General features: G+C 58.9%; 11 protein-coding genes and 1 pseudogene. 5 read left to right on the top strand and 7 right to left on the bottom strand.

The features are described from left to right. Window positions 1–23: 23 nt before the first annotated feature. On the bottom strand, window positions 24–1,238 hold the full coding sequence (locus EV700_RS09255; protein WP_130413028.1) for an acetyl-CoA C-acetyltransferase: 1,215 nt from the start codon (window positions 1,236–1,238) through the stop codon (window positions 24–26). A gap of 318 nt (window positions 1,239–1,556) precedes the next feature. Between EV700_RS09255 and EV700_RS09250 the strand changes: the two genes are divergently transcribed. Continuing rightward, entirely contained in the window at window positions 1,557–2,939 is a 1,383-nt protein-coding gene (locus EV700_RS09250; RefSeq protein WP_130413026.1) for an adenylate/guanylate cyclase domain-containing protein, read from the top strand. Window positions 2,940–3,002: 63 nt separating this feature from the next. On the opposite strand, the gene EV700_RS09245 is transcribed toward EV700_RS09250, so the two are convergent. Genes EV700_RS09245 through EV700_RS09235 form a run of 3 tightly spaced genes read right to left on the bottom strand, consistent with a single transcriptional unit; the run spans window position 3,003 to window position 5,361 of the window. Further along, on the bottom strand, window positions 3,003–3,335 hold the full coding sequence (locus tag EV700_RS09245) for an Hpt domain-containing protein (protein ID WP_165391406.1): 333 nt from the start codon (window positions 3,333–3,335) through the stop codon (window positions 3,003–3,005). A gap of 29 nt (window positions 3,336–3,364) precedes the next feature. Then, entirely contained in the window at window positions 3,365–5,041 is a 1,677-nt protein-coding gene (locus tag EV700_RS09240; RefSeq protein WP_242610233.1) for a PP2C family protein-serine/threonine phosphatase, read from the bottom strand. Window positions 5,042–5,055: 14 nt separating this feature from the next. Continuing rightward, on the bottom strand, window positions 5,056–5,361 hold the full coding sequence (locus EV700_RS09235; protein WP_130413020.1) for an STAS domain-containing protein: 306 nt from the start codon (window positions 5,359–5,361) through the stop codon (window positions 5,056–5,058). Between the two features lie 318 nt (window positions 5,362–5,679). Here EV700_RS09235 and EV700_RS09230 point away from each other — a divergent pair, with 318 nt between their 5' ends. Further along, on the top strand, window positions 5,680–6,873 hold the full coding sequence (locus EV700_RS09230) for a patatin-like phospholipase family protein (RefSeq protein WP_130413018.1): 1,194 nt from the start codon (window positions 5,680–5,682) through the stop codon (window positions 6,871–6,873). A 79-nt stretch (window positions 6,874–6,952) separates the two neighbouring features. Here the strand turns inward: EV700_RS09230 and EV700_RS09225 are convergent, their stop codons facing one another. Beyond that, on the bottom strand, window positions 6,953–7,495 hold the full coding sequence (locus EV700_RS09225) for a response regulator transcription factor (RefSeq protein ID WP_130413016.1): 543 nt from the start codon (window positions 7,493–7,495) through the stop codon (window positions 6,953–6,955). Continuing rightward, entirely contained in the window at window positions 7,488–8,756 is a 1,269-nt protein-coding gene (locus EV700_RS09220) for an ATP-binding protein (protein ID WP_130413014.1), read from the bottom strand. Before EV700_RS09220 ends, EV700_RS09225 begins: the two co-directional genes overlap by 8 nt. A 121-nt stretch (window positions 8,757–8,877) precedes the next feature. Between EV700_RS09220 and mfd the strand changes: the two genes are divergently transcribed. The 3 genes and pseudogenes from mfd to thpR all read left to right on the top strand — a co-directional run bounded on the left by mfd (window position 8,878) and on the right by thpR (window position 14,485). Next, window positions 8,878–12,327: a transcription-repair coupling factor gene (mfd, locus tag EV700_RS09215; RefSeq protein WP_130413012.1), complete on the top strand. Its 3,450-nt coding sequence runs from the start codon at window positions 8,878–8,880 to the stop codon at window positions 12,325–12,327. Window positions 12,328–12,501: 174 nt separating this feature from the next. Further along, window positions 12,502–13,686: pseudogene (locus EV700_RS09210) on the top strand (PilT/PilU family type 4a pilus ATPase); the annotation flags it as partial. A 199-nt stretch (window positions 13,687–13,885) separates the two neighbouring features. Next, window positions 13,886–14,485, top strand: a complete 600-nt coding sequence (thpR, locus tag EV700_RS09205; protein ID WP_130413008.1) for an RNA 2',3'-cyclic phosphodiesterase — start codon at window positions 13,886–13,888, stop codon at window positions 14,483–14,485. A 13-nt stretch (window positions 14,486–14,498) separates the two neighbouring features. On the opposite strand, the gene EV700_RS09200 is transcribed toward thpR, so the two are convergent. Further along, the gene (locus tag EV700_RS09200) at window positions 14,499–15,551 is read right to left on the bottom strand and encodes an endonuclease (protein WP_165391405.1); all 1,053 of its coding nucleotides are present in this window, start codon (window positions 15,549–15,551) and stop codon (window positions 14,499–14,501) included. Between the last annotated feature and the right edge of the window lie 46 nt (window positions 15,552–15,597).

Below are 15,597 nucleotides of genomic sequence, written 5' to 3'. Positions count from 1 at the left end.
CTCTGAATACTCTAGGCCGGGGCTCAAACGCGTTCGATGATGGTGGCGATACCCATGCCACCGCCCACGCACAGGGTGCACAGCGCGCGCTTCAGGCCGCGACGCTCCAGCTCGTCCAGGGCGATCTGCACGATCATACAGCCGGTCGCGCCCAGCGGGTGACCCATGGCGATGGAGCCGCCGTTGACGTTGACGATGTCGTCTTTGATACCCATGTCCTTCATGAAGCGCATGGCCACCGAGGCGAAGGCTTCATTGATTTCCCACAGGTCGATGTCCTTGGCTTCCAGACCGGCCTTGGCCAGCGCCTTGCGGGCGGCGGGAGCCGGACCGGTCAGCATGATGGTCGGATCAGCACCGGACACGGCGGTGGCGATGATCTTGGCGCGCGGCTTCAGGCCCAGCTTCTTGCCGGTGGCTTCGTTGCCGATCAGCATCAGCGCCGCGCCGTCAACGATGCCGGAGGAATTGCCCGGCGTGTGCACGTGGTTGATCTTTTCAACCCAGTGGTATTTTTGCAGCGCCACGGCGTTGAAGCCGCCCATCTCGCCCATCATGGCGAAGGAAGGATTCAGACCGGCCAGGCCTTCCAGCGTGGAATTGGCCTTGATGAACTCGTCTTCGGCCAGGATGGTCAGGCCATTGATGTCCTTGACCGGCACCACGGACTTCTTGAACCAGCCTTCGGCGCGGGCCTTGGCGGCGCGCTGCTGCGATTGCAGGGCAAAGCCGTCGATATCAGCGCGGCTGAAGCCTTCGATGGTGGCGATCAGGTCGGCGCCGATGCCTTGCGGCACAAAACCGGTTTCGAGGTTGGTTTCCGGGTCCATCGCCCAGGCGCCGCCATCGGAACCCATCGGCAGACGGGACATCGATTCGACGCCGCCGACTACGACCAGATCTTCAAAACCGGAGCGCACCTTCATCGCGCCCAGGTTGACCGCTTCCAGACCGGAAGCGCAGAATCGGTTCAGCTGCACACCGGCGGTGGTGTCGTTCCAGCCGGCCTTCAGGGCGGCAGTCTTGGCGACGTCAGCACCTTGGTCGCCGACCGGGGTCACACAACCCAGCACCACGTCGTCAATGTAATTCTTGATTTCCGCGCCGTTGCGTTCTTCCAGCGCGTGCATCAGGCCCACCACCAGGTCAACCGGTTTCACCGTGTGCAGGGAGCCGTCTTTCTTGCCCTTGCCACGCGGCGTCCGCACGCCGTCATATATATAAGCTTCTGTTGTCATCCGTTGTACCTCGCAGGGGGTGGGTTGGGACAGGCTCGCCCAAGTTTTTGGACGAGCGTATTGCAAGTCGCGCAATTATTACCAAGCAGCTGCTTGCTTGGCAAGTAAAAAATGCAGCCAATCTATTGCCGGTTGTTTCTGTAGCACTTGGGTAATAAATCAAAATCAATAACTTGACCTCAATGTAAGGGGTGTTTATCTTTGAGGAGAAATTGACACTGGAAGTCGTATTGCTCCTTAAGTCACCGGCCGGATCAACAACAGGCCGCTGATGATGAATTTGCTGCCCGCACTATTTTAATAATCAGAGTCTTAGGCATGGCTGAACCCGCGCAACCGCTACATCAACTGCTGGAACTCGGTGCCAAACACACCCGGATGCTGGCGTTTATTGTTGCCGCGTGCATTTTTGCCACCGGGGTTTTCAGCAATATTTATCCGATTCGCTCCGCCATCTTCATTCCGCTTGCCTTGGTCATCCCCTTCAGCCAGACATGGCTTCATCGCAGGCTCCAGAAATCCGTTCCGACACAGGCATTGGCCATCACGCTGCTGCTGGATGGCCTGGTAACCGGATTCGGCATTGCCGCGCTGCAATACGCCCTGGTTCCGATGCTGGTTTTCGTCGCCATGCTCAATGCCACGGTGCTGTCATTCGGCAATATGTTCCTGTGGATATTCACCGGCTTTTTCTGCCTGCTGGGTGCGCTTTTCGGCGGCATGCTGTTTGGTATCAGTCATCACCCGATTGACACCCCGTTGGCGGTCAATCTGGTTTCGCTGATTGGCGCGGCGCTCTATTTCGGCTTTTCCTCGTTCCACTCGCGCCAGCAATCGCGCGCCCTGCTGATCGCCAAGAACCAGATCCTGCAGCAACAGGAAGAGCACTTCCAGACTTCGCGCAAGCTGATCAAATACCTGCCGCCGCAAGTCTGGGAATCCATCTTCACCGGCAAGCGCGACGCCCGCCTGCAGACCCAGCGCAAGAAGCTGACCATTTTCTTCTCGGACATCAAGGACTTCACCGAAACCTCGGATGAAATGCCCCCCGATGCCCTGACGGAAATGCTCAACACCTATTTCGAGCACATGTCGCGCATCGCCCTGCGCTATGGCGGCACCATCGACAAGTTCATCGGCGACGCCATCCTGATTTTTTATGGCGATCCTACCTCGCGCGGCGCCAAGGAGGATGCCCTCGCCTGTGTATCCATGGCCGTGGAAATGCGTCGTGAAATGCAGATTCTGCGTCAAAAGTGGCAGAGCATGGGCATCGAGCGTCCGCTGCATGTGCGCATGGGTATCACCACCGGTTACTGCCATGTCGGCAACTTCGGTTCGGAAAGCCGGATGAGCTACACCATCATCGGCCGCGATGCCAACCTGGCCGCCCGCCTGCAAAGCGTCGCTTCACCGGACGAGATCCTGATTTCCCATGAAAGCTACATGCTGGTTCGGGACAAAATCATGTGCAAGGAAAAAGGAGCTGTCACGCTGCGTGGCATCGCCAAGCCTGTGCAGGTTTGGGAAGTGGTGGACTTCACCTCGGACACCCAGGAAAGCAGCAACTGGATTGAACATGAGCTGAATGGCTTTGCGATGCACATGGATATCAACAAGATCCGCAACTATGACAAGGAACGGGTCCTCAAGGCCCTGGATTCGGCTTCCCAGAAACTGAAGAACACGCCCATCATCTAGTCGGCGGCGGGCAATAAAAAACCGGCTGAATGCCGGTTTTTTATTGCCTCAGTCATCTGTCAATCATGCAATCATCTGGGTCAGTTCACGCTTCACGTGTCCGAACTCGGCTTCAACCTGCCCGATCAGTTCCTCACATCCCGACAGATTACCGGCTTTTGCGTTGTGTTCCACTTTCTCACACAATGCTGAAAGCTGATTTGCTCCCAGATTGGCGCTGGCGCCTTTCAGACTGTGGGCAGCTTGACGGCCGGCATCATTGTCGCCTTCGCTATAGGCCTTGCGCATGAGCCCAAGGCGCAATACCGCATCCTGAAGATAAGTTTCCACCAGTACGCGAAACTCGTCTTCCAGCACTTCCTTTAACTCTTTCAACTGGAGAGCATCAAGATGCACGACCATTTCTCCTGACTCGTTTATGGTTGTTATAGCCAGTTCCACTCGAACTCGACGCGCACACAGTTCCCGGGAGCGACAAACTCCATCTTGCGGCACAGCGATTCAATCAGCCGGATACCGCGCCCGTAATAGTGCGTGATACCGCCATCACCGGAGGCGCCCCGACCACCCATGAACCCGGCGCCGGTATCTGTCACCTCCAGAATCAGCACACCGCCCTTTTCATTGGGGTCATGACTCATGTTGAAGCGGATCGCGCCTTCTTCAAGATCATTGAGCCGCTCATGGCGCAAGGAGTAGTAGGTTGCAAATCCGTCGGCATTGCTCTTCAGGGCGGAATCCAGACGCAGGATGCCATGCTCAAGGGCATTGGAATACAGTTCGGCCAGAATGGTATTCAGCGTATTTGTGTAGGGCTTCAGGCCCGGTACCTGTATCAGGAAATGGGTCAACAAGGGCACCGGGTCAAACAGACGCAGCGACTCGGTACCGAACTCGCAACTGAACGACCAGTCCGCCAGACCGCGATGCACCATGCGCGGCTTGATCGACAACGGTTGATCCAGCGCCAGTGTCGGCGCGTCCTGCATGCGCACTTCGATCAGGGTGTGATCGTCGTTCTGCTCTTCATCGACAACAGCGAATTCCTTCACCCGCGACAGGATACGGTCGAACACACTGCCTTCAGGTTCGGCCTCCTTGAAAACCTCCACCAGGCGGTCCAGACCGAACATGTCGCCATCCTTGCCCTGCGTTTCAATCAGGCCGTCGGACCACAGGTAGATGACATCATCCGGATCCATCTCGTAGATGTTCGGTTCATAGCGGAACTGCGAAGCGCCCAGGATACCCAGTGGCAAGTGCTTGGATGCGATCGGCTTTACCGCCCCGGTGCGCTCATTGAAAATGACGCCTTCCGGCAAGCCGCCCGCCCAGACTTCAATGCTGCGGTTGCGGAAGCTGAGCTGCACTGCCGTGGCGCAACAGAATACCCCGATCGGCAGGATGCTCTTCAGCTTGCCGTTAACTTCACGCAGTACATCCTCCAAGGCAAAACCCTTGGATACCATACCGTGAAAGACTTCAGCCAACGGCAACGCACCAATGGCGGCGGGCAAGCCATGACCGGTAAAATCGCCCAGCAGCACCAGCAGGTCGCCGTTGGGCTGGCGGGCCGCCAGCACCACGTCGCCATTGAAGATGGCCTTGGGGGAAATCAGGTAGCGGATATTCGGGGAATTAAGCACCCCGTAATGGGCAATCTTGTCGAAGATGCTCTTGGCGGCAATCTGCTCCTGTACCAGGTGTTCCCGCTGGCGCTGGATTTCGGTATGCAGGCGGCGCATGCGCGAAAAGGCATGTATCTTGGCCTTGATCACCACCGGGTTATACGGTTTGCTGAGGAAGTCATCGCCACCGGCTTCCAGACACTCGGCCAGGTCGCTGGCTTCATTCAGCGAGGTCAGGAAAATGATGGGAACCAGGTCCTCGCCGGCAATCTGGCGGACGCGGCGTGCCGCCTCGATACCGTTCAGGTTCGGCATCATCACATCCAGCAGCAGTATATCGGGACGCTGTTCCTCAAAAAGGCGCACAGCCTCCTCGCCATCCACCGCCAGGGTGACATCATGCCCCAAGCGCTTGATGAGGTTGGCGAGTATCAGGCGGTCACTCGGATTATCTTCGGCAATAAGCAGACGCAAGGCGGCTATTCCTGTTACTGGATCGTGAACAGCTGTTCAAAATTGGAGATGGCCAGGATTTTCTTGACGTCGGCATTGCAGTTGACAATACGAACGTTGGAAATATCGCCGCCGGCGTGGTCACGCAGCAGCAGCAGCATGCCGAGCGCGGAACTGTCCAGGTAGGTCGTATCCTTGAGGTCGACCACGAAAGTCACCATGTCATGCGGAGCCTGTTCATAGGCTCCCCGGAATTCCTGGTGGGTACTAAAGTCAAAGCGGCCCTTGATTTTAATTATCAGCTCCTTGCCATCTGCGGAGCTTGCCGTCAGTACTGCCATTATGCCCACTCCCTCACATTCGTATCATATGGAACACAGGTCATTCTTGTTCTTATTCATTGTAGCGGGGCTTCCGTAAATGCAAACCCCTACTTTGACCGATTCTAGTCAGAATTGGCCGCAGACAACAGTGACCCGCGCCAAAAATCACCAATCCCTTCCGGCTTTTTACATTGTTTGCACATTACTTATCCTTGCAAGCATGCCCTTTTCGCCGCCGCTCATCCATGATGCGGGATGGCCGCCAGTTTCGGGGTCAGGCTCGCCATTCACAGGCGAGCAACTACACTCATAAAAAACAAGACTTCGGTTCATTCTATGACGGACGGCACGGTTCCTACTATCGGCCTGGTGCTTTCGGGCGGCGGCGCCCGGGCGGCTTATCAGGTCGGGGTGCTCAAGGCGATCAGCGAATTGCTGCCGCCGGTCTGCTACAACCCCTTCCCGGTCATTTGCGGCACTTCCGCTGGCGGCCTGAACGCTGCCGGACTGGCGTGTCATGGTGACTGTCTGCAAGAGGCGGTCGCCCACCTGGAGTCGGTCTGGACCAATTTCCGCTGTCATCAGGTCTATCGCACGGACTGGCCTGGCGTTCTGAAATGCGCGCTGCAGTTCCTGTGGACCCTGTCTTTCGGACGCATGAAGAACAACTTGCCGGTCTCGTTGCTGGACAATCGCCCGCTGCGGGACTTGCTGGGCCGGGAACTTGCGCTGGGGAGGATCGGTGAAATCATCGAGGCCGGCTATCTGAAGGCGATCAGCATTACCGCTTCCGGCTACACCAGCGGCGAATCGGTCAGCTTCTTCCAGGGCAGTCACGAGCTGGAGGGCTGGAAGCGCGCCCGGCGGGTCGGTGTAAAAACCCATATCGGTATTGATCACCTGCTGGCATCCGCCGCCATCCCCTTGCTGTTTCCCGCCGTTCACATCAATCGCGAGTATTTTGGCGACGGCGCGCTGCGGCAGCTGGCGCCGATCAGCCCGGCGTTGCATCTGGGGGCGGAAAAAGTCCTGATCGTCGGCGTCAGCAGCGATGGCGAAAAACAGCAGCGCGAGAAAACCACCCAATACCCCAGCATCGCGCAAATCGTCGCCAATATCCTGAACAGCTCTTTTATTGACAGCCTGGAGTCGGACATTGAGCGATTGATGCGCATCAACCGCACCATCAGCCATATTCCGGATGAAACCCGCGCCCAGAATGTGACCCTGAAACATGTGGACGTACTGGTGATTTCCCCCGCCAGCCGCACGCTGGACCGTATCGCCATGCGCCATGCCCGTTACCTGCCCAAGAGCATCCGCACCTTTGTACGCGGCTCGGGCGCCACCAAGCGCAGCGGATCGGGCGTGCTGAGTTACCTGTTGTTTGAAGCGCCTTATTGCCAGGAACTGATCCAGTTGGGCTATGACGACGCCATGATGAAAAAAGGGGAACTGAAAGCGTTCTTGCACCTGCCGGGCAATGAGACCGACAACATCCTGCTGTTTCCAAGGTCCGGGGCGGCCTAGGAGCGACATCCCTGTCTGCATGAGACAGGCTCATCTTAAGCCCGGGCGACACGCTGCGCCATGCGGCATAGTGTCGCAGTCAGGCGCGCACCGGGTATTTGGCCAGCTTCCGCTGCAGGGTGCGACGATGCATTTTCAGTGCGCGCGCCGTCGCCGAGATATTCCCTTCATGCTCTTGCAGGACCTTGTGGATATGCTCCCACTCCAGACGATCCACCGACATCGGATCTTCCGGCACTTCCAGCCCGGTTTGTCCTTCGATACGGCCGAAAGCCGTGATGATCTCGTCAGCCGTCGCCGGCTTTGCCAGATAATGCACCGCGCCCAACTTGATGGCCTCCACCGCCGTGGCAATGCTGGCATAACCGGTCAGCACCACAATCCGGGTCTGGTCATCCAGCTCGTGCAGCGCCTTGACCAGTTCCAGACCGGAAGCTCCCGGCATGCGCAGGTCCACCACGGCGAATTCCGGTGGATTGGCTTTCGCCAACTGCACGCCCGCATCCACCGAGTCCGCCGCAATGACATCGTAACCCCGTCGACTCATGGCGCGTTGCAGCACCTGCCGGAAGGTTTCATCATCGTCAACCAGCAACAATAACGGCTTGCTCAATTCATCCATCAGCTTGCCCCTCGCGCAACGGGATAATCACCGTCAATCGTGTTCCACCGCCTTCGCGGGCGGCCACCCGCACCTCACCACCATGCCGTTCGACCGTAGCGTTTGACAATAAAAGGCCAATGCCCATGCCAGCGGAGGCCTCAGCGCTGACCGTGCGCTGACCGGCGTCGCGCAGCAAGGACTCCGGGAAACCCGGTCCCCGATCCGCGATCTCGAGGCAGGCAGCTCCCTCCCGGATCACGGCGCGAAGCGAGACCTGGCCGGGTGAGGCATCGGCAGCATTATCCAGCAGGTTCAGGAGCGCCTGCTCCAACTGGCGATCAACCCGGAACCCCGCCTTCTCGGGCAAAGGTGCGGCTTGCCAATCCACCCTGACCGCCGGATGCAGCAGGCTGAAATCACGCAGGATGCGGTGCACGAAATCGTTCACTGTCATCCAACGGGCCTCGGCCTGACCATGCCTGACTTCCTGCACCAACCGCGACAACGCCTCCTTGCATAAACAGATTTGCTGCTGCATCAGGCGGATGTCGGGCTTGAACGCTTCGGGTACATCCTGCTCCAAATCCGCCATCACCACCGCCATTGTCGCCAAAGGAGTGCCCAATTCATGCGCCGTCCCGGCCGCGAGGGTTCCCAGGGCCAGAATCTGCTCCTGCCGAAGATACTGCTCGCGCATGTTGCGCAAGGCCTGCAGGCTTTGCCGCAATCGGGCGGACAGATAGGCAACAAATCCGGCGATCAGACAGGCGCTGATGATGAAGCTGACCCACATGCCGAACAGATGCAGCGACAGCCGGCTGGTCATGGCGGAGGGCGGATCCGCCAAAGGAATGCTGCTGTCCATCAGACTGCCGTAGAGAAAGACCGTCAGGATCACCAGCCCGCAGGTATACGCCGGCGGCAGCATGACCGCCGCAATCGCAAGCGGCACCAGAAACAGCGACACGAAAGGATTGAAGGATCCGCCGGTAAAATAGAGCATCACCGCCAGCGCCAGCGTATCGAAGGATAGCTGCAACGCCAGATGATCATCCCGGAACTCGCCGGGACGGCGGTTGGCCAAAAACCACATGGAGCCGCTGTTGAATGCCACTTGCGCCAGCAGCACCAGGAATAACGGTTCGAGCGGCAAAGCCATGCCCAGATACAAATGAACCACGCCGACCGCCACCGACTGCCCGGCGATGGCCAGCCAGCGCAAGCCGATCAGCACGGCCAGCGGGGTTTGCAGCAACAGGCGCAAGGATGAGGCAGGCATGGGCGATCGCAACGGGACAAAAGCAGGTTTGGCGATGATGCGTTGACGTTCCCCCCGGCGTCAAATCCGTTACAATCGCCCGCGACAAAATGCCGCATCCCTGTTTCCGGATCCTCCCGCCATGACTACTGCCCTGCCCGCCGCCCTGACTCCGTTGCCTACCGGTCCGCAAGACCGCAAGACCTGGGCGGCCCTTGCCGGAGCCGGTATGGGCCTGGCTATCGCCGAGGCGGTGCGCCAGTGGCAAGGACCGGTGCTGCTGGTGACGTCAGACAGCCAGCGCGCCGCCCGCCTGGAGGAAGAAGTACGATTCTTCAGCGGCGACAGCCTGCCGGTACAGCATTTCCCGGATTGGGAGACCCTGCCCTACGACCAATTGTCTCCCCACCAGGACATCATTTCAGACCGCCTGCGTGTGCTGGCGGGGATGACGACGCTGCAACGAGGCCTGGTCATCACCAGCATTTCCACCCTCGCCCAGCGCCTGGCGCCCGCCTCGTGGCTGGCAGCGCAAAGCTTCAGCCTCAAACGCGGCCAGCGCTTCGATCTGGACCAGACCCGCCAGCAACTGGAGGCCGTGGGCTATCACGCGGTGGAAACCGTCTACGAACATGGCGAATACGCCGTGCGCGGCAGCCTGATGGACATCTTCCCGATGGGGGCCTCCGCACCGGTGCGGATTGAATTGTTCGACGATGAAATTGAAAGCCTGCGCCTGTTCAGCCCGGATACCCAGCGCACCACGGAGAGTATCGACCGGCTCGAATTGCTGCCCGCCCGCGAATACCCCTTCGACAAGAGCGCCATCCGCCGTTTCAAGGATCAGTGGGCCGACAGCTTTGACAGCGAACCCAAGCAATGTCCGGTCTATCGCGATGTCAGCAGCGGGCTGGCGTCCGCCGGGATCGAGTACTACCTGCCGCTGTTCTTCGAGAGCACCGCCGGATTGCTGGATTACCTGCCCGCCAACGCCTTGCTGGTCATGGAGTCCACGGTTCCGGGACAGCTGGCGCATTTCTGGCAGGAGATCGGCAATCGCTACGAAGAACGCCGTCATGACCGAATCATGCCGATCCTGCCGCCAGACCGCTTGTTTCTGCGTGAAAACGAACTGTTTGCGGCCATCAACCGCTTCGCGCGGCTGAACCTGAACGCCTTGGCGGAATCTGAAAAGCCGGGCATGACCAACCTGCCCTTTGCCGAACCGCCCGCCCTGCCGGTCGATGCCCGCAGCGACCAGCCGCTGGCCGCCTTGTCCGCCTATCTGGCCACGCAACCGCGCGTGCTGCTGTGTGCAGAAAGCGCCGGTCGTCGCGAAAACCTGCTGGAACTGTTGAAACCCTTGGCGCAGAAACCGCAGATGGTTTCAGGGTGGAACGAATTCGCCGGTTCTGATCTACCGTTCGCCCTGACCGTGGCTCCGCTGGAGCACGGCTTATGCCTGCCGGGACTGGTCGTCATTGCCGAGTCGCAACTGTTTGGACAGCGCGTGCTGCAACGTCGCCGGCGCAAGGCCGTCAATGGCGAAGCGGCGGCCGAACTGGCCATCCGCAGCCTGAGCGAGCTGACGCCGGGATCACCGGTGGTGCATATTGATCACGGCGTCGGGCGTTACCACGGGTTGGTCACGCTGGACATGGATGGCGAAACCCAGGAGTTCCTGCTGCTGGAGTACGCCAACAACGCCAAGCTGTATGTGCCGGTCGCCAGTCTGCACCTGATTGCCCGCTATACCGGCGCCGATGACGCCCATGCGCCGCTGCACCGCCTCGGCACTGAAAACTGGGCGCGTGAAAAGCGCAAGGCTGCCGAGCAGATTCACGACGTTGCGGCCGAACTGCTCAATATCAGCGCGCGCCGCGCCGCCCGTCCCGGATACGCGTTCAAGGTCGAGGAACAGGAATACGCCCGCTTCGCCGCCGGTTTCCCGTTCGAGGAAACCGCCGACCAGTCAAACGCCATTCTCTCCACCATCACCGACATGCGCGCTCCGCGACCGATGGATCGCCTGGTCTGCGGCGATGTCGGCTTCGGCAAGACCGAAGTCGCCATGCGCGCCGCTTTCGTCGCCATCCAGGATGGAAAACAGGTAGCCGTGCTGGTGCCGACCACGCTGCTGGCCCAGCAACACTACGAAAATTTCCGCGACCGGTTTGCCGACTGGCCGGTACGCATTGAGGTGCTGTCGCGCTTCCGCACCGCCAAGGAGCAGCAAGCCGCCCTGGATTCCTTGGAAGAAGGCAAAATCGACATCATCATCGGCACCCACAAACTGCTGCAGGACTCGGTGCAGTTCAAGCGGCTGGGACTGATGATCGTGGATGAAGAACACCGGTTCGGCGTGCGTCACAAGGAGGCATTGAAGAACCGGCGCGCCGAGGTGGATATGCTCACCCTGACCGCGACCCCCATTCCCCGGACGCTGAACATGGCGCTGTCCGGACTGCGCGACCTCTCCATCATCGCCACCCCGCCCGCCAAGCGTCTGGCGGTGAAGACCTTCGTGCATGAACACACCCCGGCCATCGTCAAGGAAGCCATCCTCCGCGAGCTGCTGCGCGGCGGTCAGGCTTATTACCTCCACAACGATGTCGCCACCATCGAAAAATGCGCCGCCGACCTGCAAGGGCTGATTCCTGAAGCCCGGATCGGCATCGCCCACGGCCAGATGCGCGAACGTGAGCTGGAACAGGTGATGCAGCAGTTCTATCACAAGCAGTTCAACGTGCTGGTCTGCTCCACCATTATCGAAACCGGCATCGACATTCCTTCCGCCAACACCATCCTCATGGAACGCGCGGATAAGCTCGGGCTGGCGCAGTTGCACCAGCTGCGCGGCCGTGTCGGGCGCTCGCACCATCAGGCCTACGCCTATCTGCTGACGCCGCACAAAAAAGCCATGACCCCGGACGCCGAAAAGCGGCTGGAAGCCATTCAGCGCGCCGGAGAGCTGGGCGCCGGTTTTGCCCTGGCCAGTGAAGACCTGGAAATCCGCGGTGCGGGTGAGCTGCTGGGCGAGGAGCAAAGCGGCAACGTGCATGCCGTCGGCTTCACGTTGTACATGGAAATGCTGGAACGCGCCGTCAAGGCCATCAAGGCGGGCAAGACACCGAATCTTGACCAGCCGCTGGAACTGACCGCCGAGGTCAACCTGCGTATCTCGGCGCTGATTCCCGACGACTACCTGCCGGATGTCCACAACCGGCTGCTGATGTACAAACGCATCAGTCACGCCGAAACGGCGGACGCCATGGATGAACTGCAAATCGAAATGATCGACCGCTTCGGCCTGCTGCCCGAACCGACCAAAAACCTGTTCAACGCCCACCGTCTGAAGCTGCAGGCCGCCGCGCTGGGCATCCGCAAGATCGACGCCGGTCCGCAAGGGGGACGTCTTGAGTTCGCCAAGGACACCAAGGTTCAGCCCGTCACCATCATCAAGCTGCTGCAAAGCCAACCCGCGCAATTCCGCATGGATGGCGGCGACAAGCTCAAATTCAGCGCCAACCTGACCGAACCGGAAAAACGGCTGGCGTATGTGGCGGAACTGCTCAAAAAACTGGGTGGCTGAATTTGCATCAAAATCCGGCCGGGAGACGATAATCAGCGCGGATTTTCTGATATACCGTGAACCAGCGCCTTAACGCACCCGGCGCCGGTTCGCTATCATTTGCGCCTTGGTCGCACTTGAACGGCCGGATTCTATCGACACGCCCCACAGGCCACGAAACAAGAAGAAAACAGCATGTCCACACCGATGTTGACCGAAGAACAAGCCCACGCGTTCATGATGCGCCTGCTGACCCGCATGAGTCAGGCCGGCGGCTCTGACCTGTTCATTTCCAATGACTTTCCGCCCAGCATGAAAGCCAATGGCGAAATGCAGCCGATGAGCAGCCAGAAGCTGACGCCGGAACTGACCAGCAGCCTGGCCAACGCCATCATGAATCCGAAGCAGCGCGAAGAGTTTGCGCGCGAAATGGAGTGCAACTTCGCCATCAACGTCCCGGATGTGTCGCGTTTCCGCGTCAATGTCTTTGTGCAGCAGCAAAGCGTCGGCATGGTGATCCGGACCATTTCCTCGGAAATCCCGACGTTTGAAAAGCTGTTCCTGCCGGAAGTGCTGAAAGAACTGATCATGCACAAGCGCGGTCTGGTGCTGGTCGTCGGCGGCACCGGCTCCGGCAAGTCCACCTCGCTGGCGGCCATGATCGACCACCGCAACGCCACCTCCAAGGGTCACATCATTACGGTGGAAGATCCGGTGGAATATGTCCACAAGCCCAAGCAATCACTCATTACCCACCGTGAAGTCGGCGTTGATACCCACAGCTGGCATCACGCGCTGAAGAACACCTTGCGTCAGGCCCCCGACGTCATCCTGATCGGGGAAATCCGCGACGCCGAAACCATGGAACACGCCATCGCTTTCGCCGAAACCGGCCACCTGTGCCTGGGCACGCTGCATGCGAACAACACCAACCAGACCTTCGACCGGATCATCAACTTTTTCCCCGACGAACGCCGCAACCAGCTGCTGATGGACCTCTCCGCCAATTTGCGCGGCATTGTCTCGCAACGCCTGGTGCGCACCGAGGACGGCAAGGGCCGTCGCGCCGCCATCGAAATCCTGCTGAACACGCAAATGGTGTCCGAGCTGATCTTCAAGGGTGAGTTCCATGAAATCAAACCGATCATGGAGAAATCCCGTGAACTCGGCATGCGCACCTTCGACTGGGCCCTGTTCGATCTCTATAACGCAGGCGTGATTTCATACGAAGAGGCTATCCGCAACGCCGACTCCGCCAACCAGTTGCGTCTCAATATCAAGCTGAAGAGTCAGCGCGGTGAACCCAAGACCGCTGTCGCCTCGTCATCCCTAACCTTTGACAACTCGACCGCCGAAGAAATGGATGCCAAACGCAAGGAAGAGCTGGAACAGCAGAAGATCAACAAGTGGATGATGGAAAAGAAACTGGCGGCCATGAAACTGGAACAGGACAAGCAGAACAACCAGGGTTAACCAACGCCTCAAAAGGGAGCCGCTTGTCCAAACAGACGGCTCCCACTTCACCGGATTCCTGCCCTATAATCCGGAATCCGCTTTTGTCAGGACACGGAAATCCGCCATGCCCGATCTGCAGAGTCCGCCGGCCCGCAAGCGCTTTTTCCTGGCGCTGCCCATCCCCACCCCCATACGAATCACTTTAAGTCACATTCAAAAACCGCTGCAATCCATTGATTTACCAGTCAAATGGCAGACAGGAAAACTGATGCACCTGACCCTGGCCTTTCTGGGAGAAATGGACGAAACCCATGTAGAGCCGCTGACAGCCATCCTCCATCAGATTGGACAGGCGACACCGCGATTCCATCTGGAGCTGGAGGCGCTGGGGGCTTTCCCATCCTACGGCCACCCCCGAATCCTCTGGATGGGCGTTCAGCCGTCGCGTGAACTGGTACGCGTGCAGAAAGCGTTGACAGCAGCGCTTGCAACCGCCGGATATGTGTCCGAACCGCAGGATTATTATCCGCACATCACACTGGGACGTTGCGCCCACGACCTGACCCGGGAAAGCAAACAACGCCTACAGGCGGCCTTATCAAAACCTGCCGCCATGCAAGGCGAGTCACGCTGGGAAGTTGACCGCATTCATCTTTATGAAAGCCGCACCGATGAGTTCGGCTTGCACTACACGCCGCTAAGCGGGGTCATGCTGAACGCTTGACCCCGCCCGGGCCTCACTCCTTACGGCAGATCGAAGCGCACGGAATGCCGTCGCCATTGCCATCAATGGCGGTATTGCCGCATTGCCGCAGCTGGAACATGGCTTCCTCACAGCTGCTCATTTTCGAACAGGACTTGATCGGCTTGCACGAGAAACCGCCGGATGGGTGTTTCACGCCGGAAGTCACTTCCGGTGGTGCCGCAACAGGCGCGGTCGGCGCTGCCGGCGAAGCAGTTACGCCCTGAGAGGCGGTTTCCGCAGGTTTGCCTGTCCGGATGCTTTCCGGGGTTTCCCCATAATGGCTGATGAACGGGTTGTCCTGTCCTTGTATTTTCGCAATTCGGCGGTTGCGTTCCTGTTCCCAGTCGTCCGGCGGATCCATCCGGTTCCAAGCTTCATACAGCTTGCGATCCTGATCGGACAATTTGAAGCCGTAGGTCTTTTCCATGTAAAACATGGTCCGGGCGATTTCACCCTTGTCATATTCCGGCGGCTCGACACGGCGTATGGACTCATCGATTTCAATCGTACAAGCGCCATATTCCCGCTTTTCACCGGGTACTTCGCCCCAGTTGTAATTGGAGCGGTCGCCGTTCACTTCGCCGATAGCCGGATAAAGGTTGTTCAGATCGTTATGGGCGGTGGTGAACAGCGGATCCTTTTCCTCGCAGCATTTTCTCCCTGACATCTTGCTGCCGCACACTTTTTCGGGTTCGCGCCAACATTGACGGAAATTGCCGAACTGGTGCGCGGGCATCACATGCTCGGCCTCAATGCGGGAAGCCCGTTCGGGATTCTTGCGCGGCTTGTAACCGCAACTCTCCTCGTTCACTTTCCGAGACTTCGCGTCAAACTCGCAACCACAGTAGAAAGTCAGTGCATGTCCCTGATAAATTTGGGAATAGAGAATCTTTTTGGCCTGATCGAATGTGGCGGGGGTATGCGGCAGATTGCCCGGTGCCGTAATGATTGCCGGATCGGTTTCACCGGAAACCAGATGCCTCAGATCGTCCAGACTGCAGGCTTGCAAAAAAAGACAAAGCAACACTATCCAGTAGCGCTTCATGGCGGCGGAATCCTTGATGGGCAAAACGGAAGCCCCGGCCAAAGCC

The sequence above is a fragment of the Fluviicoccus keumensis genome (assembly GCF_004217445.1).
Lineage (GTDB): Bacteria > Pseudomonadota > Gammaproteobacteria > Pseudomonadales > Moraxellaceae > Fluviicoccus > Fluviicoccus keumensis.
Note: the sequence above shows the minus strand (reverse complement) of the source record. Positions and strands in the feature narration are given on the sequence as shown.

What these genes read in the sequence shown, in the direction of transcription:
- mfd (WP_130413012.1), top strand. Translation starts at nt 8,878, where the DNA reads ATGACTACTGCCCTGCCCGCCGCCCTGACTCCGTTGCCTACCGGTCCG.
- EV700_RS09220 (WP_130413014.1), bottom strand. Translation starts at nt 8,756, where the DNA reads ATGCCTGCCTCATCCTTGCGCCTGTTGCTGCAAACCCCGCTGGCCGTG.
- EV700_RS09230 (WP_130413018.1), top strand. Translation starts at nt 5,680, where the DNA reads ATGACGGACGGCACGGTTCCTACTATCGGCCTGGTGCTTTCGGGCGGC.
- EV700_RS09255 (WP_130413028.1), bottom strand. Translation starts at nt 1,238, where the DNA reads ATGACAACAGAAGCTTATATATATGACGGCGTGCGGACGCCGCGTGGC.
- EV700_RS09200 (WP_165391405.1), bottom strand. Translation starts at nt 15,551, where the DNA reads ATGAAGCGCTACTGGATAGTGTTGCTTTGTCTTTTTTTGCAAGCCTGC.
- EV700_RS09225 (WP_130413016.1), bottom strand. Translation starts at nt 7,495, where the DNA reads ATGGATGAATTGAGCAAGCCGTTATTGTTGCTGGTTGACGATGATGAA.
- thpR (WP_130413008.1), top strand. Translation starts at nt 13,886, where the DNA reads ATGCCCGATCTGCAGAGTCCGCCGGCCCGCAAGCGCTTTTTCCTGGCG.
- EV700_RS09250 (WP_130413026.1), top strand. Translation starts at nt 1,557, where the DNA reads ATGGCTGAACCCGCGCAACCGCTACATCAACTGCTGGAACTCGGTGCC.
- EV700_RS09235 (WP_130413020.1), bottom strand. Translation starts at nt 5,361, where the DNA reads ATGGCAGTACTGACGGCAAGCTCCGCAGATGGCAAGGAGCTGATAATT.